Here is a 20,756-nt window from a genome sequence, read left to right as displayed (position 1 = left end):
CCGCCATGCGGAAGGGGAATGGAGAATAAAATGAACGAGATGACCCCCTTCGCCAATCCGGTCGCCAAGACCGAGACGTTCGACCAGATCCAGATCGGCATCGCGTCCCCGGACAAGATACGTTCGTGGTCGTTCGGCGAGATCAAGAAGCCCGAGACCATCAACTATCGCACGTTCAAGCCCGAGCGTGACGGCCTGTTCTGCGCGCGCATCTTCGGTCCGATCAAGGACTACGAGTGCCTGTGCGGCAAGTACAAGCGCATGAAGTACAAGGGCATCGTCTGCGAGAAGTGCGGCGTCGAGGTTACCGTCTCGAAGGTTCGCCGCGAGCGGATGGGCCATATCGAGCTTGCCGCCCCGGTCGCACACATCTGGTTCCTGAAGTCGCTGCCGTCGCGCATCGGCCTGCTGCTCGACATGCAGCTGAAGCAGCTCGAGCGCGTGCTGTACTTCGAGGCGTACATCGTGATCGAGCCGGGCCTGACCCCGCTCGAAAAGTACCAGCTGATGACCGAGGACGAGCTCCTCGACGCGCAGGACCAGTATGGCGAGGACGCGTTCTCGGCCGGTATCGGTGCCGAAGCGGTCCGCATCATGCTCGAATCGCTCGATCTCGTCGGTGAGCGTACCGCGCTGCTCGAAGAGCTCGCGGTCACCAAGTCCGAGCTGAAGCCCAAGAAGATCATCAAGCGCCTGAAGGTCGTCGAGAGCTTCATCGATTCGGGCAACCGCCCCGAGTGGATGATCCTCGAGGTCGTTCCGGTCATCCCGCCCGAGCTGCGCCCGCTGGTGCCGCTGGACGGTGGTCGTTTCGCGACGTCGGATCTAAACGATCTGTATCGCCGCGTGATCAACCGCAACAACCGCCTGAAGCGCCTGATGGAGCTCCGCGCGCCGGACATCATCGTCCGCAACGAGAAGCGCATGCTCCAGGAGGCCGTCGACGCACTGTTCGACAACGGTCGCCGCGGTCGCACGATCACGGGCGCGAACAAGCGTCCGCTGAAGTCGCTGTCCGACATGCTCAAGGGCAAGCAGGGCCGCTTCCGTCAGAATCTGCTCGGCAAGCGCGTCGACTATTCGGGTCGTTCGGTCATCGTGACCGGTCCTGAGCTGAAGCTGCACCAGTGCGGCCTGCCGAAGAAGATGGCGCTCGAGCTGTTCAAGCCGTTCATCTACGCGCGTCTCGATGCGAAGGGTCTGTCGATGACCCTGAAGCAGGCGAAGAAGTGGGTCGAGAAGGAGCGCAAGGAAGTCTGGGATATCCTGGACGAGGTGATCCGCGAGCATCCGGTCATGCTGAACCGTGCGCCGACGCTTCACCGTCTCGGCATCCAGGCGTTCGAGCCGGTTCTGATCGAGGGCAAGGCGATCCAGCTTCACCCGCTGGTCTGCTCCGCGTTCAACGCCGATTTCGACGGCGATCAGATGGCCGTGCACGTCCCGCTGAGCCTCGAGGCCCAGCTTGAAGCGCGCGTCCTGATGATGTCGACGAACAACATCCTGTCGCCTGCCAACGGCAAGCCGATCATCGTCCCGTCGCAGGACATGGTCCTCGGTCTCTATTATCTGTCGATGATGAAGGAGAACGAGCCGGGCCAGGGGATGCTGCTCGGTGACATGGCCGAAGTGCACCAGGCGCTGAACGCCCAGGCGGTCACGCTGCACACCAAGGTCATCAGCCGCGTTCCGCAGACCGACGAGAAGGGCAAGCAGTACCTCAAGCGGTACGAGACGACCCCGGGCCGCATGCTGCTGGGCGAGTGCCTGCCGCACAGCCACAAGGTGCCGTTCGACACCGTCAACCGCCTCCTCACCAAGAAGGACGTGGGCGACGTGATCGACGAGGTCTATCGTCACACCGGCCAGAAGGAGACCGTGCTGTTCGCCGACGCGATCATGTCGCTCGGCTTCCGCCACGCGTTCCGCGCCGGCATCTCGTTCGGCAAGGACGACATGATCATTCCGGACGCCAAGGTTGGTCTGGTCGACGACACCAAGGCGCTCGTGAAGGACTTCGAGCAGCAGTATCAGGACGGCCTGATCACGCAGCAGGAGAAGTACAACAAGGTGATCGACGCCTGGAGCCGTTGCGGCGACCAGGTCGCGAACGCCATGATGGACGAGATCCGTGCGGTGAAGGTCGACGAGGAGACCGGTCGTGAAAAGCCGATCAACTCGATCTACATGATGGCCCACTCGGGTGCTCGTGGTTCGCAGGCGCAGATCAAGCAGCTTGCCGGTATGCGTGGCCTGATGGCCAAGCCGTCGGGCGAGATCATTGAAACGCCGATCATCTCGAACTTCAAGGAAGGCCTGACCGTCCTCGAATACTTCAACTCGACCCACGGCGCTCGCAAGGGCCTCGCGGATACGGCGTTGAAGACGGCGAACTCGGGCTACCTGACGCGTCGTCTGGTCGACGTGTCGCAGGATTGCGTCATCATCGAACCGGATTGCGGCACGACCCGCGCGCTGGAGATGAAGGCCATTCTTCAGGGTGGTTCGACGATCGCAAGCCTCGGCGAGCGCATCCTCGGTCGTACGACCGCGGAGGACATCGTCGATCCGAAGACCGGCAAGGTCGTCATCCCGTCGGGCACGCTGCTCGACGAGCCGATGATCACGACGATCGAGGGTCTCGGCACGCAGTCGTGCAAGATCCGCAGCCCGCTGGTCTGCGAGTCGAAGATTGGCGTCTGCGGCAAGTGCTACGGGCGTGATCTCGCCCGCGGTACGCCGGTCAACATCGGTGAAGCTGTCGGCGTCATCGCCGCGCAGTCGATCGGTGAGCCGGGCACGCAGCTGACGATGCGTACGTTCCACATCGGTGGTGCGGCGCAGCTCAACGAAACGTCGAACCTTGAGGCGCATGCCGACGGTACGGTGCAGTTCCGCGATCTGCGTATCATCGTCGACCAGCGTGGCCGTCGCGTGGTGCTCAGCCGCTCGGGTGAAATCGCGATCGTCGACATGGACGGCCGCGAGCTCTCGGTCGATCGCATCCCCTACGGTGCGTACGTGCTGTTCGACGATGGTCACATCGTGTCGCGCGGCGACCGGATGGCCGAGTGGGATCCGTTCACCATGCCGGTGATCACGGAGAACCCGGGCACGATCAAGTATGTCGACCTGATCGAGGGCAAGACGCTCACCGAGCAGACCGACGAAGCCACGGGCATCGCCCAGCGCGTCGTGATCGAATATCGTGCGGCGACCAAGTCGAAGGAGGATCTGCGTCCGCGCATGACCCTGCTCGACGAGACGTCGGGCGAGACCGGTCGTTACATGCTGGCGATCGGCGCTACGTTGTCGGTCGAGGATGGCGCACAGGTGTTCGGCGGCGACGTCGTGGCCCGCGTCAGCCGCGAGAGCGCCAAGACGCGCGACATCACCGGTGGTCTGCCGCGTGTTGCCGAGCTGTTCGAGGCACGCATCCCCAAGGACTCGGCGATCATCGCCAAGATCTCGGGCCGCGTCGTGTTCGGCAAGGACTACAAGGCGAAGCGCAAGATCGGCATCCAGCCCGAGGATGGCGGCGACGTCGTCGAGTATCTGGTGCCGAAGTCGAAGGTGATCGACGTGCAGGAAGGCGATTACGTCAAGCGCGGCGACAATTTGATCGGCGGTTCGCCCGATCCGCACGACATCCTCGAGACGATGGGCATCGAACCCCTCGCCGAGTATCTCGTGTCGGAAATCCAGGAGGTGTATCGTCTCCAGGGCGTGAAGATCAACGACAAGCACATCGAGACGATCGTTCGTCAGATGCTGCAGAAGGTCGAGATCACCGACGGCGGCGACACCACGCTGCTGAAGGGCGAGCAGGTCGATCGCGAGGAAATGGACGCGACCAACGAGAAGCTCGAGAAGAAGCAGACCCGCGCACAGGGCAAGCCCATCCTGCTCGGCATCACCAAGGCGTCGCTGCAGACCCGCAGCTTCATCTCGGCGGCATCGTTCCAGGAGACTACGCGAGTGCTCACCGAAGCAGCCGTGCAGGGCAAGCAGGACATGCTGATGGGCCTGAAGGAGAACGTGATCGTCGGCCGGCTTATCCCGGCAGGCACCGGCGCAGGTCTCAACCGCCTGCGTGTCGTGGCCAACAGCCGCGACGCCGCGATGCGCGTCCAGCAGCGCAAGATGGCGGAGGTGTCGATCGTGGCACCGATGTCGGCTGCCGACGAGCATGCTGCCGAGCTGGCACGTTCGCCGCGTGACGCAGGCGGCACGGGTGAGGATCCGCTCGCAGCGGTCGTCACCTCGGGCACCGGCACCGATGCGGATGCCGGCGAGTATCTGAACGAGACCGAGTAATCGGTTTCGTCAGACGCCTTCCGCGCTGACTGAAATAAGAGGCCGTCGTCCGGGATACCGGGCGGCGGCTTTTTAGTGTTTGCGCGCGGTACGTGGGGGTTCGGCGGCGATGCAGTCGGACTGGCCGTGACACTTGAAGAAGGCGGCGCACACCGACTTAGCGAACGCGGGCAACTCTCTCGCGCTGCGCACGGCGTCGATCTCGGCCAAATTGCCGCAGGTCGCCCCGGCCATCGTGGTGGCGCATCGGCCGGCTTCGGCAACCGACATCGCGGCGTGTGTGCGGGGCGCGGCACTGGCCTCGTACGTCTCGAGCACGTCACGGAGATCGGCGGGGGACAGCCATTCCAGATGCTTCGCCGGGCACTGCCTGCCGATCTCGATGCGGTAAGGCCGCCACGGATCGTCCGCCGCCGTACCGGCAAATGCGAGCAGCGCGCAGACCGCGGCGGTTGCGACGATCCGCACGACCCCGATGGCAAGCGCAGGAAGACTCGACGGCGTCATGCCGCACATCGTGCCGACCCGACCTTACAGCACGCTGACGATAGTATGTAACACAATCGCTATTCTGGTGGGACGCCGGCCCGTTGTACTGAGATCACGAAGACCGTTCCCTGCTATTCGCCGACTATATGGCCTGATATCCCGATGATGATCGGCGCAGAAACATCGCGAACACATCGCCGACCTAAGAAAGACCGATGAATTCAACGCCTGTTCAAGAGTCGGCCAAGCCCGTGCTGCTGGTGGTCGACGACGACCACATGATCCGGACGCTGTTGGCGCAGAGCCTCGGCATGCATGGGTTTCAGGTCGAGACGGCCACCAATGCGCAGGAGATGGACGCCGTCCTGGCGCGGTGCCCGGTATCGCTGATCCTGCTCGACGTGATGATGCCCGGCGAAGATGGCGTGTCCGTCTGCCGCCGGCTCGCGCGGGTCGGCGCACCGCCGATCGTGATGCTCAGCGCGCTGGGCGATGAACCCGATCGGATCCTCGGCCTCGAAATCGGCGCGAGCCACTATCTGTCCAAGCCGTGCAGCCCGAGGGAGATCCTGGCGACCGTCCGTGCCGCACTGCGCGCGCGCGAAATCCAGGATGCCGGTGAAAGCCGGTCGTTCGCATTCCTCGGCTGGCGTGTCGATTTCGCGGCGCACGAGCTGTTCGATCCGGACGGCACACTGATCGACCTGACCGACGGCGAGTTCGCGGTTCTGCGCGCGTTCGTCGAGCGGCCGAGACGCGTGCTGGCGCGCGATGCGCTGCTGGAGGCGGCGCGCGGACCCGACACCGACGCGTTCGATCGCGCGATCGACGTGCAGGTCAGCCGGTTGCGCCGCAAGCTTCGCTCGCGCGGCGACGAGATCATCCGCACGATCCGCAACGAGGGCTATTTCTTCGTACCGCGCGTGGCCCGACAGTGACGCAACCTGCCACGATGTACACGCCGTCGAAACTCGGCAGGCTGCGTCCGTGGACGCTGTTCGTCCGGATCCTCGCGTTGCTGCTGACGACGGTGCTGCTGGTCCAGATCCTGAACTTCGCGATCGTGCTGTTGATGCCGCCGCCGATGCCCGTGATCTACACGACGGCGCGCGTTGCCGGCGTGGTCCGCTCAGGCAGCGACCCGGCAAAATTGCTCACCATGAGAATCACGGGCGGCCCCCCTCGACCGTCCGACAGTTCGCGCGATGCACGCCTCGCCAAACTGATCGCCAACGACCTTGCGCTGCCGGCAGAGCGCGTGACCGTCGAGACCGAACCCTCCGCGATGCCGATGCTGGCGGGAGCGCTTCGCCCCCCGGTGCCGATGGGCATGGTCAGATCCCGTCATCACCTCTTCGAGAACGCCTTGTTCGGACCGTTCGTTGTGTCGATAGAGCGGCCGGACGGGCGGTGGCTCGTGATCCGGCCAACCAACGGCACGATCGGGCCCTGGCGCGCGCGCATCGTCCTGTGGTTCCTGGCGGCGATGGCGGTCGTCGCGCCGATCGCCCTGCTGTTGGCCCGCCGCGTCGCGACTCCGATCGGGCGGTTTGCCGCCGCCGCCGAACGGCTCGGCCGCGATCCGCGGGCCGCCCCCCTGCCCGTCACCGGTCCGCCCGAGATCGCCGAAGCCGCCAGCGCGTTCAACCTGATGCAGGAACGGCTCAACCGGTACGTCGAGGATCGTACCACGCTGATCGCAGCGGTCGCGCACGATCTGCGGACGCCGCTGATGCGGCTGTCGCTGCGGCTCGAAAAGGCGCCGGAAGATATTCGGATCGCAAGCGAAGGCGATATCCAGGAGATGAGCCAGCGGATCGGCTCGGCGATGGCATTCGTCCGCGACATGACCCGCCATGTCCGCCGCCAGAAGCTTGACCTTAGATCGCTCGCCGAAAGCGTGACCGACGATTTTGCGGATCGCGGCGATCAGGTGGTGCTGCACCCCGGATCGCCACTGATCATCGAAGGCGACACGCCGTCGCTGAAGGCGCTGCTCGCGAATCTGGTGGGCAATGCCGTCAATTATGCCGGGCATGCCGAAGTCCTGCTCCACCGCGCCGGCGGGATGGCCGTGCTCGAAGTGTTCGACTCCGGTAGCGGCATGGCACCCGCCGACCTGGCGCGCGCGTTCGAGCCGTTCTTTCGCGCCGAACACTCGCGCAACCGCGATACCGGCGGCAGCGGGCTGGGCCTCGCCAGCGTGCGCGCGGTCGCCCGCGGACATGGCGGCGAGGCGACGATCAAAAACCGCGCCGACGGTGGCCTGCTGGTGCGGGTGACGTTGCCCGTATGACCTGAGCGATACGTCGGTACCGGCGCGGCCCGACATATCGGGGCAACGTTTCGCGTGCCAGTTGGCCGTCACGGTATCGAGGAGGCGTCATGCGCACAGTATTTCTTATCGGCCTGGCTGGCGCGCTGGCGGGGTGCGCTGGCGACCTGCCGAGACAACGCGGATCGAGCGCGCACGATGATGCCGCACATCGCCTTGCCGACGCGGGGGCCGACCACGGTCACGGGCAGTTGTTCGTCAGTCCGATGGGCGAACCGTTCAGGGCGTCGCAACACCCCGGCGCGGCGGAGGCGCTCTGGTTCGCGGGTGCCGACGCCGACGGCGATGGTCGTATCACCGAAGCGGAATTCCAGCGCGATGCGATGCGGTTCTTCGCGGTGCTCGATCGCGGGAACGACGGCGAGATCGATCCCGACGACATCGCCTATTACGAAAACGTCCTGGTTCCCGAGATCCGTGTCGCGTCGGGCGGCGGCGGGATTTCATCGGGAGCACGCGGCCCTGGGGGGCGTGGTGGTCGCGGCGCCGGTGGTGGACGAAGGCAGGGCGGCGGCGGCGGCGGCGGCGGCGGCGGCGGTCAGAGGATGCACAGGGACAGCGACGACGGCAAGAAGACCGATGCCACCGTCCATGAACGGCTCGGTGCCGCGAAATTCGGGTTCTTCGATTTCCCCGAACCGGTCATCGCGGCCGATCGCAACCTGAACCGCGGCGTCGATCGATCCGAATTCGCGATGGCCGCCGCGACCCGGTTCGCCGCACTCGACCGCAATCGCGATGGTGCGCTGACCCGCGGCGAATTGCCGAAGGCCGGCGCCGAAACGTGGCGGAACGGATCAGATCACCCTGCCCCGCCGCCGGATCGCGATACGCCATAATCGTGGCGACGGCGGCGGATCGGACGCCCCTTTTACCAATATCGCGACCGGGTCAGCCGAGCACGCCCGAGACGATCCAGCGGCGGCTGACCGCGGATTTGACGATCGCTGCGCCACAGCGTCGACAGGCGGAACGCTGGACCGGCTGGTCCTCACGGTCGCGGTGGCGTGACCGCGGTGCGTGCAACCCCAGCGCGCAGTCGCTGGCGTGTGTCGATAGTCCGCGCATGCCGCCTCCACCCCAAGATCGAACGTCGGTCATGACGCGCCATGTTTTCCCGCGTATGTCTGTTGTCTGTGCGGTGAAGGGTTTGTCATGCGGCGATCCGGGTGCTCCGGCGTTTGCAGTCGATACCGCACCGCGCCGGTCGGCGCACAAGGGAGCCGATCATGGCCGTAACGGACCTCGTCACCTTCTCGAACATCCAGCTGCGCCCCGATCCGTCGCGGACCGTGATCCGCCCGTTCAACGTCGACTATCCGGGTCCGTTCAAAGTCGAGGGTCATCCTCGCGTCGAGCGCGTGATCGACCGCGTGCTGTCGCTGACCCCCGACGAGCTGCATGCCGAACGCGAACGCGTCACGGCGTCGCTCGACGAGCGCCACCGCGACGTTGACGACCTGCTGCTCCACCGCTTCGGCGAAGTCATGGCGAGGACGCCGGACGCCCGCACCATCACGCGCGACCAGCAGGTGCTGATCGGCGCGTATCTCAGCGAGGAATATTCGTTCGAGGCCGCTGCGCTGTTCAACCCGAGCATGGTGCTGCACCCGGATCAGACCGGCGCGCCCGACGATGGTCTCCGCTTCATCCTGTCGCTGCGCGGGATCGGCGAGGGTCATGTCTCGTCGGTGACGTTCCGCACGGGGAGTTGGTCGCCGCAGGACGGCTTCTCGGTCGATCCCGCCAGCCGGACAGCTGTGCCGCCGCGGATCGAACCGTCGGATCAGGGCGCGACCGATGGCGGCCCCACCCGGCTGCAATGCGGCAATAGTCGCGAGCTGTCCGAAACCGTGATCTTCCCGATCCTGCCGAGCCAGCGCCAGGGGATCGAGGATCTGCGGCTCGTCCGGTTCGAGGATGCCGGCGAGGTCCAGTATCTCGGCACCTATACCGCGTTCAGCGGCTCCGAGACACGCTGCGAACTGCTGCGCGGCGAGGATTTCAAGACGTTCGAGATGCAGCCGATGCGCGGCGCGGTCGCGGGCACCAAGGGTATGGCGCTGTTCCCGCGGAAGATCCACGGGCGCTATGCGATGCTCGGGCGACAGGACAACGAGAATATCTGGTACCTGACCTCGGACGACCTGCTGACCTGGGACGGGGGCATTAGGATCGTCGAGCCGAAATGGCCGTGGGAGTTCATCCAGATGGGCAATTGCGGCTCGCCGATCGAGATCGACGAGGGCTGGCTGGTGCTGACCCACGGGGTCGGCAGCGTCCGCAATTACTGCGTCGGCGCGTGCCTGCTCGACAAGGCCGACCCGACCAAGCTGCTCGCGCGGATGACCGACCCGCTGATCGTGCCGAGCCCCAAGGAGCGCGACGGGTATGTGCCCAACGTCGTCTATAGCTGTGGCGGGATCGTACATGGCCGCACGTTGCTGCTGCCGTTCGGCGTGGCCGACAATTTCGCCTCGTTCGCGACGGTGGATGTCGGGCGGTTGCTCGCGGCGATGGCATGAACGCCGGCAGCGTGAAAGCATGTTCCCCCGCGAGGGCGGGGGTCCAACCTGGGCTCCCGCGGGAGAGCAATAGAGAGTGCGAACTGCTGCCCGAACCGGCTTACGCGATGCGTTCCGTTGGTTGGACGATCAACCGCGCGCCGGCGAAATCCTCCGCCGCAACCGCATCGATCTGCCGTTCGATCCCGCGCGTGAGCCCTGCCGGCACGGTTACCGCGAAGCCACGTGCGATCAGGCCTTCGACCGCCCAGCGAACGCAATAGTCCGCCGCAACGCCGATGACCGTAACGTCGGTAACGCCCCTCGCGGCGAGGCCTGCGAAGAAGTCCTCCCGCGACACCGTTGGCTGCCCTTCGTCGCGCGCGTCCTCGATCGCCAGCCCCGGTTCGGCCCACATGTCGAACACGCCCTTCTCGATCCGCCACGCCGGGATCGCCGGGTCGACCAGCGCGACGTCGAGGATGTTGCCCCACCCTTTCGTGCCCCGGACGCAGTGGATCGGGAACATCGCCGCCTCGGGCGACGCGGCATAGGTTTCGCGGAAATGCGTATCGAACGTGAACAGGACTCCGGCAGTGCCGGCGGCGGGCAGTGCCGACAGCCACGCCTGCATCGGCGCGACCAGCGCGTCCGCCCCGGCCACGCTCAGCGCGCCGCCCTCCGCCATGAAATCCCACTGCGTATCCACCACGACCACGAACCGCGCCATCGCCCGTCTCCTTTGCCCGCTGCTTGACACAAACGCGTCTTCTCGGACACCCGCAGCCCACGCAAACGCAGGAGCCCGCGCGCATGGCCGTGACCGATATCGCCACCCGGACGTACAATCACAATTTCCGGCTCGATCCGATCGTGCGCAGCCTGCTCGATACCGATTTCTACAAGCTGTTGATGTTGCAGATGATCCGGCAGGTGTATCCCGACGTCAGCGCCACTTTCGCGCTGATCAACCGGACCAAGACGGTGCGGCTGGCGGAGATCGTCGACGAGGACGAACTGCGCGCGCAGCTTGATCATGCGCGGACGCTGCGGTTCGCGAAGAAGGAGCTGATCTGGCTCGCGGGCAACAGCTTCTATGGGAAGCAGAAGATGTTCGGGCCGGAGTTCCTCGCGTGGCTCGCCGAGTTCCAGTTGCCCGCCTATGATCTGCGCAAGGTCGACGGGCAGTACGAGCTGCATTTCGAGGGCCCGTGGACGCACACGACGATGTGGGAAATCCCCGCGCTGACGATCATCAACGAACTGAAGTCGCGCGCAGCCCTGCGCGATCGCGGGCGGTTCGCGCTCGACATCGTCTACGCGCGCGCCAAGGCCAAGCTGTGGGAGAAGGTCGAGCGGCTGCGCGAACTGCCCGATCTCGTGCTGTCGGACTTCGGCACGCGGCGCCGGCATGGATTCCTGTGGCAGCGCTGGTGCGTCGAGGCGCTGAAGGAAGGGCTCGGCGACCGGTTCATCGGTACGTCCAACGTGCTGTTGGCTATGGATGCCGACCTCGAGGCGATCGGCACGAACGCGCACGAACTGCCGATGGTGACCGCCGCGCTGGCCGAGAGCGACGCCGAGCTTGCCGAGGCGCCGTACCGCGTGCTCCAGCATTGGCGGCAACATTATAACGGCAATCTGCTGATTGCCCTCCCCGACGCGTTCGGGACGACCGCGTTCCTGCGCAACGCGCCGCACTGGCTGGCGGAGTGGACCGGCTTTCGCCCCGACAGCGCGCCGCCGATCGCGGGCGGCGAGCAGATCATCCGCTGGTGGGAGGAACAAGGCGTCGATCCGAAGACCAAACTGCTGATCTTCTCCGACGGGATGGACATCGACACGATCGAGCAGACGTATCGGCATTTCCATGGGCGGGTGCGGATGAGCTTTGGCTGGGGGACGAACCTGACGAACGACTTCCGCGGCTGCGATCCCGATGGGGCGGCCGCGCTGGAGCCGATCTCGCTGGTCTGCAAGGTGATCGCGGCGAACGGGCGGCCTGCGGTGAAGCTGTCGGATAATCCCGCCAAGGCGACCGGTGAACCTGCGGAGATCGCGCGATATCTGCGAGTGTTCGGCGAAGCGGACCGCGAGACGGCGCCGGTGCTGGTGTAACACGGCCCATTACCCCCCTCCCTGGAAGGGAGGGTCGGGGGTGGGTCGGTGTCCGTATCAGGCAACGTTATGACACGAGCAGGCCTACCCACCCCCCAGCCCCTCCCTTTCAGGGAGGGGGGCAGAATTAAGTTAGTCCTCGACCAGTTTCATGAACCGCCGCTCGACTGGCGCCAGCACCGGCCCGAGTTCATGACCTCGCTTCACCACCGCGCCGGCCTCGCCGATCAGCGCCCACATCCCCTGCTTGTTACGCAGCGACGGGCGTTTCTCGATCCGGAACTCCGGCCGTTCGGCGGCGCGGCGGAAGGCGGCGAACACCGCGGCATCCTTGCCGAGATCGATCGCATAGTCGCGCCAGTGCCCCGCTGCGACCATCCGGCCGTAGAGGTCCAGGATCCGGTTCAGTTCGAGGCGTTCGAAGCCGACCTGCGTCGCCTTGGACGGTGTGGGGAAAGGTACGACGCCCATCAGTTATCCACCATCATGCGCGGTCGCGACGGTCCTCTGGATGCTCGTCGGCGAGCAGCGCGTCGAGCCGCTTGCGCATCGTCTCCAGCTCGCAGCGCATGATCTCCATCTTCTGCGTCGCGGGATCGAACATCTCGCTGCACGGCGTCCCGTAGGGCACGAAGCGCGGCACCTCGGGCGCGTTGCCGCCCTCGATCGTGGTCGCGCGCGCGGGGATGCCGACGACCGTCGTCCCCGCCGGCACGTCGCGCGTGACGACCGCGTTGGCGCCGACACGCGAGCGCTTGCCGAGCGTGATCGGGCCCAGCACCTGCGCGCCCGAACCGATGATCGCGCCATCGGAGATGGTCGGGTGGCGCTTGCCCTGGACGCCGTTGTCGGGGCTGGTGCCGCCGAGCGTGACGCACTGGTAGATCGTCACGTCGTCGCCGATCTCCGCGGTCTCGCCAATCACGACGAAGCCGTGGTCGATAAAGAAATTGCGGCCGATCGTCGCGCCCGGATGGATGTCGATCGCCGTCGTAAAGCGCGACCAGTGATTGACGCAGCGCGCGAGGAAATAGAGTTTCGCCTTGTACAGGCGGTGCGCGATGCGGTGATAGCCGAGCGCCCAGACGCCGGGATACAGCATGATTTCGGCGCGCGAATGCGGGGCGGGATCGCGGGCGCGGATCGAATCCAGATAGGCCAGTAATCCGCTCGACATCCGCAGTCCCCTTCGCGATTTCCGTATCTAGGGTATCGAACGATCGATTTCCAGAACCGCGCGTGTGGGTCGCCTCACGCTATAGGGATCGGGGTAAAGCCTATCTTTGTTGTGGGATAAGCCGGCGCGTTGCAGTCTGGGCGGAATATTGAGGGGATGCCGATGTTCGACCTGACGACCTTGAGCTTCGAAACGCTCCTGCCCTTCATCCTGGTCGGGTTCGCCGCGCAGATCGTCGATGGCGCGCTGGGGATGGCGTTCGGGGTGATTTCGAACACGCTGCTGCTGTGGGTCGGCGTGCCGCCGGCCGCGGCGTCGGCGGGCGTGCATACCGTCGAGACCTTCACCACCGCGGTGTCGGGGATCAGCCATGTGCTGCACAAGAACGTCAACTGGACGCTGTTCCTGCGGCTGATGATCCCGGGCGTTATCGGCGGCGTGCTGGGCGCGTACGTGCTGTCGAACATCGATGCGAGCACGGCGAAACCGTTCATCCTCGCGTATCTGACGTCGATCGGCGTGTACCTGCTGTACCGCGGGCTTCGTTATCCGCCGAAGCAGAAGGAGCCGAAGATCGTCGAGCCGCTCGGGCTGGTCGGCGGGTTTCTCGATGCGGCGGGCGGTGGCGGCTGGGGCCCGGTGGTGACGTCGAACCTGCTGGTCCAGGGCGCATCGCCGCGGACCACGATCGGGACGGTGAATACCGCGGAGTTCTTCCTGACCGCGACGATCTCGGCGACGTTCATCACGCAGCTCGGCTGGGCGGCGTTCACGCAGGCGACGGTGGGGTTGCTGATCGGCGGCGTGCTGGCCGCTCCGTTCGGGGCGATGCTGGCGAAGCGCGTGCCGGCGAAGACGCTGATGGTGCTGGTCGGCGTGATCCTGACCATCACCAGCTTGTTCGGACTATACCGCGCGATCTGGCACTAAGTCCTTCCCCCGCCAAACTCGCTCCCGTCATCCTGGCGAACGCCAGGATCCAGAGTATCGGGCGCTACGATATTGGCTCTGGATCCTGACTTTCGTCAGGATGACGGAAGCGGTTTGGGAGGGGGATTACTTCACAACGTTGCGTGGACCGTCGCGACCGCCGCCATCACGGCGCCGATGCGGACCGAGGTCTGGATCGCTTCTGCCGTAACGCCTGCCTTCTTCAAAATCTGCTCGTGGCTGTCGATGCACATGCCGCAGCCGTTCATCGCCGACACGGCCAGGCTGAACAGCTCGAAATCGACCTTGTCGATACCCGGCTGGCCGATCACGTTCATCCGCAGCTTGGCCGGCATGTTGCGATATTCCTGGTTCCCGGCGAGATGCGTGAACCGGTAATAGACGTTGTTCATCGCCATCACCGCAGCCGCCGCGCGCGCTGCGTTCGCGGCCTCGGGCGAGAGCTTCGGCACGCATTCGGCTTCGGCGGCCTCGACCAGCGGCTTGTAGCCCGAGCCGTGTGCGCAGGTGAGCAGCAGGCCGTATTTGCGCTGGTCGGACAGATGCGTCTCGTTCAGCAGCGAGCCGACGTTGAGACGGATGTCCTTGGCGTAGTCGGGCAGTTGCCCTGCGAATTCCTTGAGCGACATGATAATTCCTTCTGCTCCCCTTCCGCCTGCGGGAGGGGTCGGGGGAGGGACTGGAGACAAAAAGAGAGGGCGGCCCGTATGGACACGCCCTCCCCCAACCCCTCCCGTGAACGGGAGGGGAGTTTTAGTTACGCAGCGAGCTGGAGGACGTCGTCGCCCTTGTTCCAGTTGCACGGGCAGAGCTCGTCGGTCTGCAGCGCGTCGAGCACGCGGAGCGTCTCGGCGGGGTTGCGGCCGACGTTCAGGCCGTTGACCTGGACCGCCTGAATGACGTTGTCCGGATCGATGATGAAGGTCGCACGGAACGCCACATGCTCGTTCTTGTCGACGATGCCGAGCGCGTCGGCGAGCTTCGCGCCGTTATCCGCGAGCCACGGGAAGTCTGCGGCGGCAAGGTCCGCGTCCGACTTGCGCCAGGCGAGGTGGACGTGCGCGGTATCGGTCGACGCGCCGATCAGCACGGCGTCGCGGTCCTCGAAATCGCCGCGGATGTCGCTGTAGCCGACGATCTCGGTCGGGCACACGAACGTGAAGTCCTTCGGCCAGTAGAACAGCACCTTCCACTTGCCGGGATATGCCGTCGTCAGGTCGAGCGTCTCGCCGGCGGGCAGCGCTGCGGTGCCCTGCTGGACGGGAATGGTCATCGATGGGAACTGGTCGCCGATGGTCAACATGATGGAAGCCTCCTGGAAATAAACTCGGCTCCAGGCATCCTCAAAGGCAGCGGTTGGCCCGCTCGGTCGTTGTGCAATGCGGTATATGGGGGCTGGTGTAATCGATCCAACGCTCTATTTATCATCTGATGATCGATAGAGGCGATTAATGGCGGCGACCTACCTACCCACGTTGAAACAGTTGCAATATCTTGTTGCGCTGAAGGACCACGGCCATTTCGGACGTGCCGCGGAGGCGTGTTTCGTGACGCAATCGACGCTGTCGGCGGGCCTGCGCGAGCTCGAAACGCTGATCGGCGTGGTGCTTGTCGAGCGGACCCGTCGAGTCGTGCGGTTCACGCCGCTGGGCGACGGGATCGCCGACAAGGCGCGGCGCGTGCTGCGCGAGGCGGAGGAACTGGGCGACATGGCGCGTGCCGCCGGCCAGCCGCTTTCGGGCGACATGCGGATGAGCGTCATCCCGACGATCGCGCCGTTCATGCTGCCGAGGATCCTGCCACGGTTGCGGAAGGATTATCCCGACCTCAAGCTGTTTTTGCGCGAGGAGCCGAGCGGTCCGGCCTGCGAGGGGCTGCACAACGGCCGCACTGACTGCGTGCTCCTCGCGCTCCCCTATGCGTGTGGCGAGGTGACGTCGGAGACGCTGTTCGAGGATCGGCTGTTCGTGGCCTATCCGTCGGGCGAAGAGCCGACCGCGCTGCCTGCGATCCCGGCGTCGGCGATCGACGAGACGCGGCTGCTGCTGCTCGAGGACGGACACTGCCTGAAGGATCATGCGCTCGGCGCGTGCAACCGGCCGGAGTTGCGCGCGGAGGCGACTATGCTCGGCACGTCGCTGCACACGATCGTGCAGATGGTCGACAATAGGCTCGGCATCACGATGCTGCCGGAGATGGCGCTCAAGGCCGGGATACTCGACAACACCAACATCACCGCACGCCCGCTCGACGAGATCAATGCCGTGCGGAAGATCGCGCTGGTCTGGCGGCGGGCGAGCCCGCGCGAGAAGGATTTCCGGTTGATGGCGAAGGCGCTCGCCGACGTTCAGTAGTCGCCCTCTCCTTCTGTGCCCCTCCCTGGAAGGGAGGGGTTGGGGGTGGGTCGGCGCCCGTATCAGGCAATCTCACGACACAAGCTGGCCGACCCACCCCCTGCCCCTCCCTTTCAGGGATGGGAGACCGTTGCGAATTGAGCGCGCTCGGTCTTCACCTTGACCCGAGATTGGCACGGGTGCGCAACCAACTCGGCGTTCGATCGTATGTTTCGCAGTTCCCGCTGGAGATCCAACGATGTCGAAGACGCTTCCGCTACTGCTGATCACGGGTGCGCTGGCGCTTGCGGCGTGCAGTGGCAAATCGAAGGACGACGTCGCCAGTGCGTCGACCACGCCGATCAATCCCGCGCTCGCCGTCCCGAACGGGCCGCCCGCGGTGGCCAATCCGACCGTCGGCGGCGTGCCGATGATGGCGACGCAGACGATCGTCGACAACGCGTCGGCGGCGCCCAATCTCTCGACGCTGGTTGCCGCGGTGAAGGCAGCTGGCTTGGTGCCGACCTTGTCTGGGCCGGGGCCGTTCACGGTGTTCGCACCCACCAACGACGCGTTCGGGCGGCTTGCCCCCGGCATGGTCGACACGTTGCTGAAGCCGGAGAACAAGGCCTCGCTGACCAAGGTGCTGACCTATCACGTCGTGCCCGGCGTCGTGACCGCCGACGATCTGCGCCGCCGCATCACGACAGGCGGCGGTACCGCGACGCTGACCACGGTCGAGGGCGACTCGATCACCGCGACGCTGGTCGGCGCGGTGATCACGCTCACCGATGTCAACGGCAACAAGAGCTATGTCGAGACCGCAGATGTCCGCCAGTCGAACGGCATCGTTCATGTCGTCAACGGCGTGATCGTGCCCAAGCTGAGTTGATCTGAGTGCAATTAGGCTCGATTCATCGCGCCGATGCTGCGGCTTGTCGGCAAAATCATTGAGTCCGACCGATACCTAACCCAAGTTTTTCCGTTCGAGTTTCACACGTCCCTTCCACAATCTCTGGAGTTGCAGATGACTGTTAAGACCAACCTGATGATCGCAGCCGCATCGAGCCTGCTCCTCGCCACCGGCGCGACCGCGCAGACCACCGCACCTGCTGCGCCGCGGACGGGCGCGCCCACGACGGCTGCTCCGACGGCAGCGGCGCCGGGCGCGACGACCGCAGCGCCTCAGGCTGCCGGTGCGCCCGCTGCGTCGACGGCCGCAGCGACCACGACGATCGCGGCCGCTCTCCCGACGCTGCCGAACCGTGCGACGCTGACCAAGCTGGTCACCGCAGCGAAGTTGCAGACGACGCTCGCAGGCCCCGGCCCGTACACGCTGTTCGCGCCGAGCGACGAAGCGTTCACGCGTCTGCCCGCGGGTGCGCTCGACACGCTGCTGAAGCCTGAGTCGGTGCCGACGCTGGCGACGATCATCAAGTATCACGTCGTCGCCGGTGCGCTGACGTCGGAGCAGCTGAAGGCGCAGATCACCGCGGGCGGTGGCAAGGCCACGCTGACCACGCTCGCCGGTCAGCCGCTGATCGCGTCGCTCGAAGCCAACGGCAATATCGCGCTGACCGATACCGCCGGGATCAAGTCGTTCGTCGATACGGCGGACATCAAGGAGACGAACGGCGTCGTTCATCTCACCAACGGCATGAGCGTTCCGAAGCTCGGCTGATTTGAGTGCGGGCCGCGGTCTCATCGGAGAGCGCGGCCTGCACTGCCTTGCTTACCACGAAGGCGGGAATCCAGTCTGGGCTCCCGCTTTCGCGGTGGAGCAAGCTTTGCGCTAGCTGCTCGGCGTATTCCACCGGGCAGCGGCGGCGTGATCGTGATCACGCGCCTCTACCCAGCTAGCTTCAACTCCGCGCGTCTCTCGCTTCCAGAATGGCGCGTCGGTCTTCAGCCGATCGATCAGATACGCGCAGGCTTCCAGCGCCGCACCCCGGTGTGCCGCCGCCGCCGCGACGAACACGATGCGCTCGCCCGGATGCATCGGCCCGACGCGGTGCACGATGATCGCGGCGCTCAGCGACCAGCGCTCGATCGCACCCTCGGCAACCTTGAGCAACGCAGCCTCGGTCGCGTCGGGATAATGTTCGAGCTCGAGCGTTCCCACGCCGTCGTCCGCACGCACCAGTCCGGTGAACGTCGCCACCGCGCCGGCGCCAGCCGCCTCCGCGCGCGTCATCTCGGCGGCGATATCGATCGGCAATTGCTGGACCGAGATATGGATCATCCGCCGGTCACCGGTGGGAAGATCGCGATTTCCTGTGCGCGACCGATCGGCGTATCGAGCGGCACGAAATCCTGATCGATCGCCGCGCGTAGTCGCGAGCGGTTCTCGAACGCACCCGCATGGGCGGCGCTCGTCTCCGCCAGCCAATCGACCAGATCGGCCACCGTCACGACGCTCGTCGGAGGCTCGACCGACTCTTCACCCGTGCCGATGCGCTCGCGCACCCAGGCGAAATACACCATCCGTATCGTCATGCCCGTAATGCCTATTCAGTCCATGTGCTTCAGGCCGACGCGGAGATAATCCCATCCGGTCATCAGCGTAAGGACGGCTGCGCCCCACAACGCGACGATGCCGACGGTGTGCACCCAGACCATGTCGGGCACCGCGCCGCCGAGGATGATGCCGCCGAGTGACACGAGCTGCAACGTCGTCTTCCATTTCGCCAGCTGCGAAACCGGTACGGAGACCTGCACCTGTGCAAGAAATTCGCGCAGGCCCGACACCGCGATCTCGCGCAGCAGGATGACAAGCGCGGCGATCACGTGGACGCCCGGAATATCGCGCGTACCGACCAGGATCAGGATCACCGCCGCGACCATGATCTTGTCCGCGATCGGATCGAGGAAGATCCCCAGCCGCGACACCGCACCGCTCGACCGCGCGAGGTACCCGTCGAAATAATCGGTAATACCCATCAGGCAATACAGCACGAAGGCGATACCGTACCCCGCCTCCCAGTCGGGCCACCACAGGAACCAGACCAGCAGGGGCACCGCGACGATCCGCGACAATGTCAGGAGGTTAGGCAAGCTCAACACCCACCACCCCTATACCGGTCGGTCGCGCGGCGAAACCGGTTTAAGCGTTGGCGCGCGGATGACGCTCGGCTAAGGGTTGGACATATTACCGCAACGATCAGGGCTATTTCCCGTCATGCTCAATGCCCTTGGGTTGCTGAAGCAACGTCGCTTCCTCCCGCTGTTCACGACCCAGTTTCTCGGCGCGTTCAACGACAATCTGTTCAAGACCTCGATGGTCCTGTTCGCGACCTATGCGGTCTTCAACGACCCGAAGATGGAGGCCAATTTCAACGCGCTGGCGACGGGACTCGGCATCCTGCCGTTCTTCCTGCTGTCCGCGCTTGCCGGGCAATTGGCGGACAGCCACGACAAGGCGCGGATCATCCGGATCGTCAAGACGGTCGAGATCGGCATCATGCTTCTGGGTGCGACCGGGCTGATGGTCGCGCGTGCGGGGCATCCGTCGCTCGGAATCGGGCTCATGCTCGGCGCGGTGCTGTGCCTGGGCGTGCATTCGACCTTCTTCGGGCCGATCAAATACGCGATTCTGCCGCAGCATCTGAAGCCGTGCGACGTGCTCGGCGGCACTGGACTCGTTGAGGCGGGAACGTATCTCGCGATCCTGCTGGGCACCGTGACCGCAGGCTGGATCCCGATCGAGGGCGCCGCTGCCAGCGTGCTGGTCGTCGCCGCGATCGGCTGGTTTGCAGGACGCCAGGTGCCGCCGGCGCCACGCGAAGGCCCGCCGCTGAAGCTCGACTACAACCCGTTCACGGCGTCGTGGCGACTGATCAGCGCGACGCTGCACATCCCACGGCTATTCCTCGCAATCATCGCGATCAGCTTCTTCTGGACGATCGGCGCGGTGCTGATCATCGTCTTCCCGCCGCTAGTGAAGAACGTGCTCACCGCCGACGAGCGAGTCGCGAGCTTCGTGATCGCGGTGTTCTCGGTCGGGGTCGCGATCGGCTCGGTGGTCATCAACACGATGCTGCGAGGGCGTATCTCGGCGAAGTTCTCGCCCGCGTCGGTGATCGCGATGGGCGGGTTCGTCGTGCTATTCTCGTTCCTCGCGCGGACCTGGACGCCGGCGCCACCGGGGCATTATTACGACTGGGCGGGCTTCATCCATCAGCCGGGTGCGATCCCCGTGCTGGCGACGCTGCTGGCGATCGCGATCACCGGCGGAATGTTCGTGGTGCCGCTATACGCATTCCTGACGACGACCGTCGAGAAGGACCAGACCGCGCGGACCGTGGCGGCGAACAACGTGGTTAACTCGGGCGCGATGACGGTCGGTTCGATCCTCGTCATCGGCATCACCGCGATGGGCGTGACGCCCGAGGACATGCTGTTTCTCGTCGCAGCGATGTGCCTCGTCTCGGCATGGCTGGCGCAGAAGCTGCACCGGGCCTGCGACGACGACGCGATCGGGTGTTTGCCGACGCTGAGGGGGTAGCCTCACTCCTGAGTCCGTTCGCCCTGAG

General features: G+C 65.3%; 21 protein-coding genes. 11 read left to right on the top strand and 10 right to left on the bottom strand.

Annotated features, from left to right (window positions below):
- Nucleotides 1-30 precede the first annotated feature (30 nt).
- On the top strand, nt 31-4,317 hold the full coding sequence (rpoC, locus tag C8J43_RS07570) for a DNA-directed RNA polymerase subunit beta' (RefSeq protein ID WP_056060318.1): 4,287 nt from the start codon (nt 31-33) through the stop codon (nt 4,315-4,317).
- Between the two features lie 72 nt (nt 4,318-4,389).
- Here the strand turns inward: rpoC and C8J43_RS07565 are convergent, their stop codons facing one another.
- A complete protein-coding gene (locus tag C8J43_RS07565; RefSeq protein WP_133030370.1) occupies nt 4,390-4,824 on the bottom strand; it encodes a hypothetical protein in 435 nt (144 codons plus the stop codon).
- A gap of 197 nt (nt 4,825-5,021) precedes the next feature.
- On the opposite strand from C8J43_RS07565, the gene C8J43_RS07560 reads away from it, so the two are divergent.
- From C8J43_RS07560 to C8J43_RS07550, 3 genes are all read left to right on the top strand, one after another.
- Complete coding sequence (locus C8J43_RS07560; protein WP_133030369.1) at nt 5,022-5,744, top strand: response regulator; 723 nt, start codon at nt 5,022-5,024, stop codon at nt 5,742-5,744.
- A complete protein-coding gene (locus C8J43_RS07555) occupies nt 5,741-7,102 on the top strand; it encodes a HAMP domain-containing sensor histidine kinase (RefSeq protein ID WP_243645463.1) in 1,362 nt (453 codons plus the stop codon). The genes C8J43_RS07560 and C8J43_RS07555 overlap by 4 nt, the downstream gene beginning before the upstream one ends.
- Nucleotides 7,103-7,191: 89 nt before the next feature.
- Complete coding sequence (locus tag C8J43_RS07550; RefSeq protein WP_133030367.1) at nt 7,192-7,980, top strand: EF-hand domain-containing protein; 789 nt, start codon at nt 7,192-7,194, stop codon at nt 7,978-7,980.
- 52 nt (nt 7,981-8,032) lie between these two features.
- Here C8J43_RS07550 and C8J43_RS21855 read toward each other — a convergent pair whose 3' ends face one another.
- Complete coding sequence (locus C8J43_RS21855) at nt 8,033-8,209, bottom strand: hypothetical protein (protein ID WP_165899570.1); 177 nt, start codon at nt 8,207-8,209, stop codon at nt 8,033-8,035.
- A 161-nt stretch (nt 8,210-8,370) separates the two neighbouring features.
- On the opposite strand from C8J43_RS21855, the gene C8J43_RS07545 reads away from it, so the two are divergent.
- On the top strand, nt 8,371-9,666 hold the full coding sequence (locus tag C8J43_RS07545) for a glycoside hydrolase family 130 protein (protein ID WP_121904664.1): 1,296 nt from the start codon (nt 8,371-8,373) through the stop codon (nt 9,664-9,666).
- Nucleotides 9,667-9,766: 100 nt separating this feature from the next.
- Here C8J43_RS07545 and C8J43_RS07540 read toward each other — a convergent pair whose 3' ends face one another.
- A complete protein-coding gene (locus tag C8J43_RS07540) occupies nt 9,767-10,375 on the bottom strand; it encodes an isochorismatase family protein (protein ID WP_121904214.1) in 609 nt (202 codons plus the stop codon).
- An 83-nt stretch (nt 10,376-10,458) separates the two neighbouring features.
- Here C8J43_RS07540 and pncB point away from each other — a divergent pair, with 83 nt between their 5' ends.
- A complete protein-coding gene (pncB, locus tag C8J43_RS07535; RefSeq protein ID WP_133030366.1) occupies nt 10,459-11,763 on the top strand; it encodes a nicotinate phosphoribosyltransferase in 1,305 nt (434 codons plus the stop codon).
- Nucleotides 11,764-11,895: 132 nt separating this feature from the next.
- Here pncB and C8J43_RS07530 read toward each other — a convergent pair whose 3' ends face one another.
- Together C8J43_RS07530 and epsC are read right to left on the bottom strand one after the other, a co-directional pair.
- The gene (locus C8J43_RS07530; protein ID WP_056051400.1) at nt 11,896-12,234 is read right to left on the bottom strand and encodes a DUF2794 domain-containing protein; all 339 of its coding nucleotides are present in this window, start codon (nt 12,232-12,234) and stop codon (nt 11,896-11,898) included.
- 13 nt (nt 12,235-12,247) lie between these two features.
- A complete protein-coding gene (gene epsC / locus C8J43_RS07525; RefSeq protein ID WP_056057758.1) occupies nt 12,248-12,940 on the bottom strand; it encodes a serine O-acetyltransferase EpsC in 693 nt (230 codons plus the stop codon).
- 156 nt (nt 12,941-13,096) lie between these two features.
- On the opposite strand from epsC, the gene C8J43_RS07520 reads away from it, so the two are divergent.
- Nucleotides 13,097-13,870: a sulfite exporter TauE/SafE family protein gene (locus tag C8J43_RS07520; RefSeq protein WP_093400338.1), complete on the top strand. Its 774-nt coding sequence runs from the start codon at nt 13,097-13,099 to the stop codon at nt 13,868-13,870.
- 131 nt (nt 13,871-14,001) lie between these two features.
- On the opposite strand, the gene C8J43_RS07515 is transcribed toward C8J43_RS07520, so the two are convergent.
- Nucleotides 14,002-14,520, bottom strand: coding sequence for a carboxymuconolactone decarboxylase family protein (locus C8J43_RS07515; protein WP_121904218.1), 519 nt, complete (start codon nt 14,518-14,520; stop codon nt 14,002-14,004).
- 128 nt (nt 14,521-14,648) lie between these two features.
- The gene (locus tag C8J43_RS07510) at nt 14,649-15,194 is read right to left on the bottom strand and encodes a peroxiredoxin (protein ID WP_055879693.1); all 546 of its coding nucleotides are present in this window, start codon (nt 15,192-15,194) and stop codon (nt 14,649-14,651) included.
- A gap of 148 nt (nt 15,195-15,342) precedes the next feature.
- Between C8J43_RS07510 and C8J43_RS07505 the strand changes: the two genes are divergently transcribed.
- From C8J43_RS07505 to C8J43_RS07495, 3 genes are all read left to right on the top strand, one after another.
- The gene (locus tag C8J43_RS07505) at nt 15,343-16,245 is read left to right on the top strand and encodes a hydrogen peroxide-inducible genes activator (protein ID WP_133030365.1); all 903 of its coding nucleotides are present in this window, start codon (nt 15,343-15,345) and stop codon (nt 16,243-16,245) included.
- 238 nt (nt 16,246-16,483) lie between these two features.
- A complete protein-coding gene (locus C8J43_RS07500) occupies nt 16,484-17,116 on the top strand; it encodes a fasciclin domain-containing protein (protein WP_133030364.1) in 633 nt (210 codons plus the stop codon).
- Between the two features lie 135 nt (nt 17,117-17,251).
- The gene (locus C8J43_RS07495; RefSeq protein ID WP_133030363.1) at nt 17,252-17,905 is read left to right on the top strand and encodes a fasciclin domain-containing protein; all 654 of its coding nucleotides are present in this window, start codon (nt 17,252-17,254) and stop codon (nt 17,903-17,905) included.
- 111 nt (nt 17,906-18,016) lie between these two features.
- On the opposite strand, the gene C8J43_RS07490 is transcribed toward C8J43_RS07495, so the two are convergent.
- The 3 genes from C8J43_RS07490 to pgsA are packed head-to-tail and all read right to left on the bottom strand — an operon-like array spanning nt 18,017 to nt 19,287.
- Entirely contained in the window at nt 18,017-18,466 is a 450-nt protein-coding gene (locus C8J43_RS07490; protein ID WP_133030362.1) for a molybdenum cofactor biosynthesis protein MoaE, read from the bottom strand.
- Complete coding sequence (gene moaD / locus C8J43_RS07485) at nt 18,463-18,720, bottom strand: molybdopterin converting factor subunit 1 (protein ID WP_133030361.1); 258 nt, start codon at nt 18,718-18,720, stop codon at nt 18,463-18,465. The genes C8J43_RS07490 and moaD overlap by 4 nt, the downstream gene beginning before the upstream one ends.
- 15 nt (nt 18,721-18,735) lie before the next feature.
- On the bottom strand, nt 18,736-19,287 hold the full coding sequence (pgsA, locus tag C8J43_RS07480) for a CDP-diacylglycerol--glycerol-3-phosphate 3-phosphatidyltransferase (protein ID WP_133030360.1): 552 nt from the start codon (nt 19,285-19,287) through the stop codon (nt 18,736-18,738).
- Between the two features lie 115 nt (nt 19,288-19,402).
- Here pgsA and C8J43_RS07475 point away from each other — a divergent pair, with 115 nt between their 5' ends.
- Nucleotides 19,403-20,728 carry an MFS transporter gene (locus tag C8J43_RS07475; protein WP_133030359.1) on the top strand — a complete coding sequence of 442 codons (1,326 nt, stop codon included), beginning with the start codon at nt 19,403-19,405 and terminating at the stop codon, nt 20,726-20,728.
- The last annotated feature ends 28 nt before the right edge of the window (nt 20,729-20,756 follow it).

This window comes from Sphingomonas sp. PP-CE-1G-424 (genome assembly GCF_004341085.1).
Classification (GTDB): Bacteria; Pseudomonadota; Alphaproteobacteria; order Sphingomonadales; family Sphingomonadaceae; genus Sphingomonas.
This window is presented reverse-complemented; position numbering and strand designations above follow the sequence as displayed.

What these genes read in the sequence shown, in the direction of transcription:
- C8J43_RS07530 (WP_056051400.1), bottom strand. Translation starts at nt 12,234, where the DNA reads ATGGGCGTCGTACCTTTCCCCACACCGTCCAAGGCGACGCAGGTCGGC.
- epsC (WP_056057758.1), bottom strand. Translation starts at nt 12,940, where the DNA reads ATGTCGAGCGGATTACTGGCCTATCTGGATTCGATCCGCGCCCGCGAT.
- C8J43_RS07505 (WP_133030365.1), top strand. Translation starts at nt 15,343, where the DNA reads ATGGCGGCGACCTACCTACCCACGTTGAAACAGTTGCAATATCTTGTT.
- C8J43_RS07520 (WP_093400338.1), top strand. Translation starts at nt 13,097, where the DNA reads ATGCCGATGTTCGACCTGACGACCTTGAGCTTCGAAACGCTCCTGCCC.
- moaD (WP_133030361.1), bottom strand. Translation starts at nt 18,720, where the DNA reads ATGACGATACGGATGGTGTATTTCGCCTGGGTGCGCGAGCGCATCGGC.
- C8J43_RS07500 (WP_133030364.1), top strand. Translation starts at nt 16,484, where the DNA reads ATGTCGAAGACGCTTCCGCTACTGCTGATCACGGGTGCGCTGGCGCTT.
- C8J43_RS07475 (WP_133030359.1), top strand. Translation starts at nt 19,403, where the DNA reads ATGCTCAATGCCCTTGGGTTGCTGAAGCAACGTCGCTTCCTCCCGCTG.
- C8J43_RS07550 (WP_133030367.1), top strand. Translation starts at nt 7,192, where the DNA reads ATGCGCACAGTATTTCTTATCGGCCTGGCTGGCGCGCTGGCGGGGTGC.
- C8J43_RS07565 (WP_133030370.1), bottom strand. Translation starts at nt 4,824, where the DNA reads ATGACGCCGTCGAGTCTTCCTGCGCTTGCCATCGGGGTCGTGCGGATC.
- C8J43_RS07490 (WP_133030362.1), bottom strand. Translation starts at nt 18,466, where the DNA reads ATGATCCATATCTCGGTCCAGCAATTGCCGATCGATATCGCCGCCGAG.
- C8J43_RS07515 (WP_121904218.1), bottom strand. Translation starts at nt 14,520, where the DNA reads ATGTCGCTCAAGGAATTCGCAGGGCAACTGCCCGACTACGCCAAGGAC.
- C8J43_RS21855 (WP_165899570.1), bottom strand. Translation starts at nt 8,209, where the DNA reads ATGCGCGGACTATCGACACACGCCAGCGACTGCGCGCTGGGGTTGCAC.
- rpoC (WP_056060318.1), top strand. Translation starts at nt 31, where the DNA reads ATGAACGAGATGACCCCCTTCGCCAATCCGGTCGCCAAGACCGAGACG.
- C8J43_RS07545 (WP_121904664.1), top strand. Translation starts at nt 8,371, where the DNA reads ATGGCCGTAACGGACCTCGTCACCTTCTCGAACATCCAGCTGCGCCCC.
- pncB (WP_133030366.1), top strand. Translation starts at nt 10,459, where the DNA reads ATGGCCGTGACCGATATCGCCACCCGGACGTACAATCACAATTTCCGG.
- C8J43_RS07495 (WP_133030363.1), top strand. Translation starts at nt 17,252, where the DNA reads ATGACTGTTAAGACCAACCTGATGATCGCAGCCGCATCGAGCCTGCTC.
- C8J43_RS07510 (WP_055879693.1), bottom strand. Translation starts at nt 15,194, where the DNA reads ATGTTGACCATCGGCGACCAGTTCCCATCGATGACCATTCCCGTCCAG.
- C8J43_RS07560 (WP_133030369.1), top strand. Translation starts at nt 5,022, where the DNA reads ATGAATTCAACGCCTGTTCAAGAGTCGGCCAAGCCCGTGCTGCTGGTG.
- C8J43_RS07540 (WP_121904214.1), bottom strand. Translation starts at nt 10,375, where the DNA reads ATGGCGCGGTTCGTGGTCGTGGTGGATACGCAGTGGGATTTCATGGCG.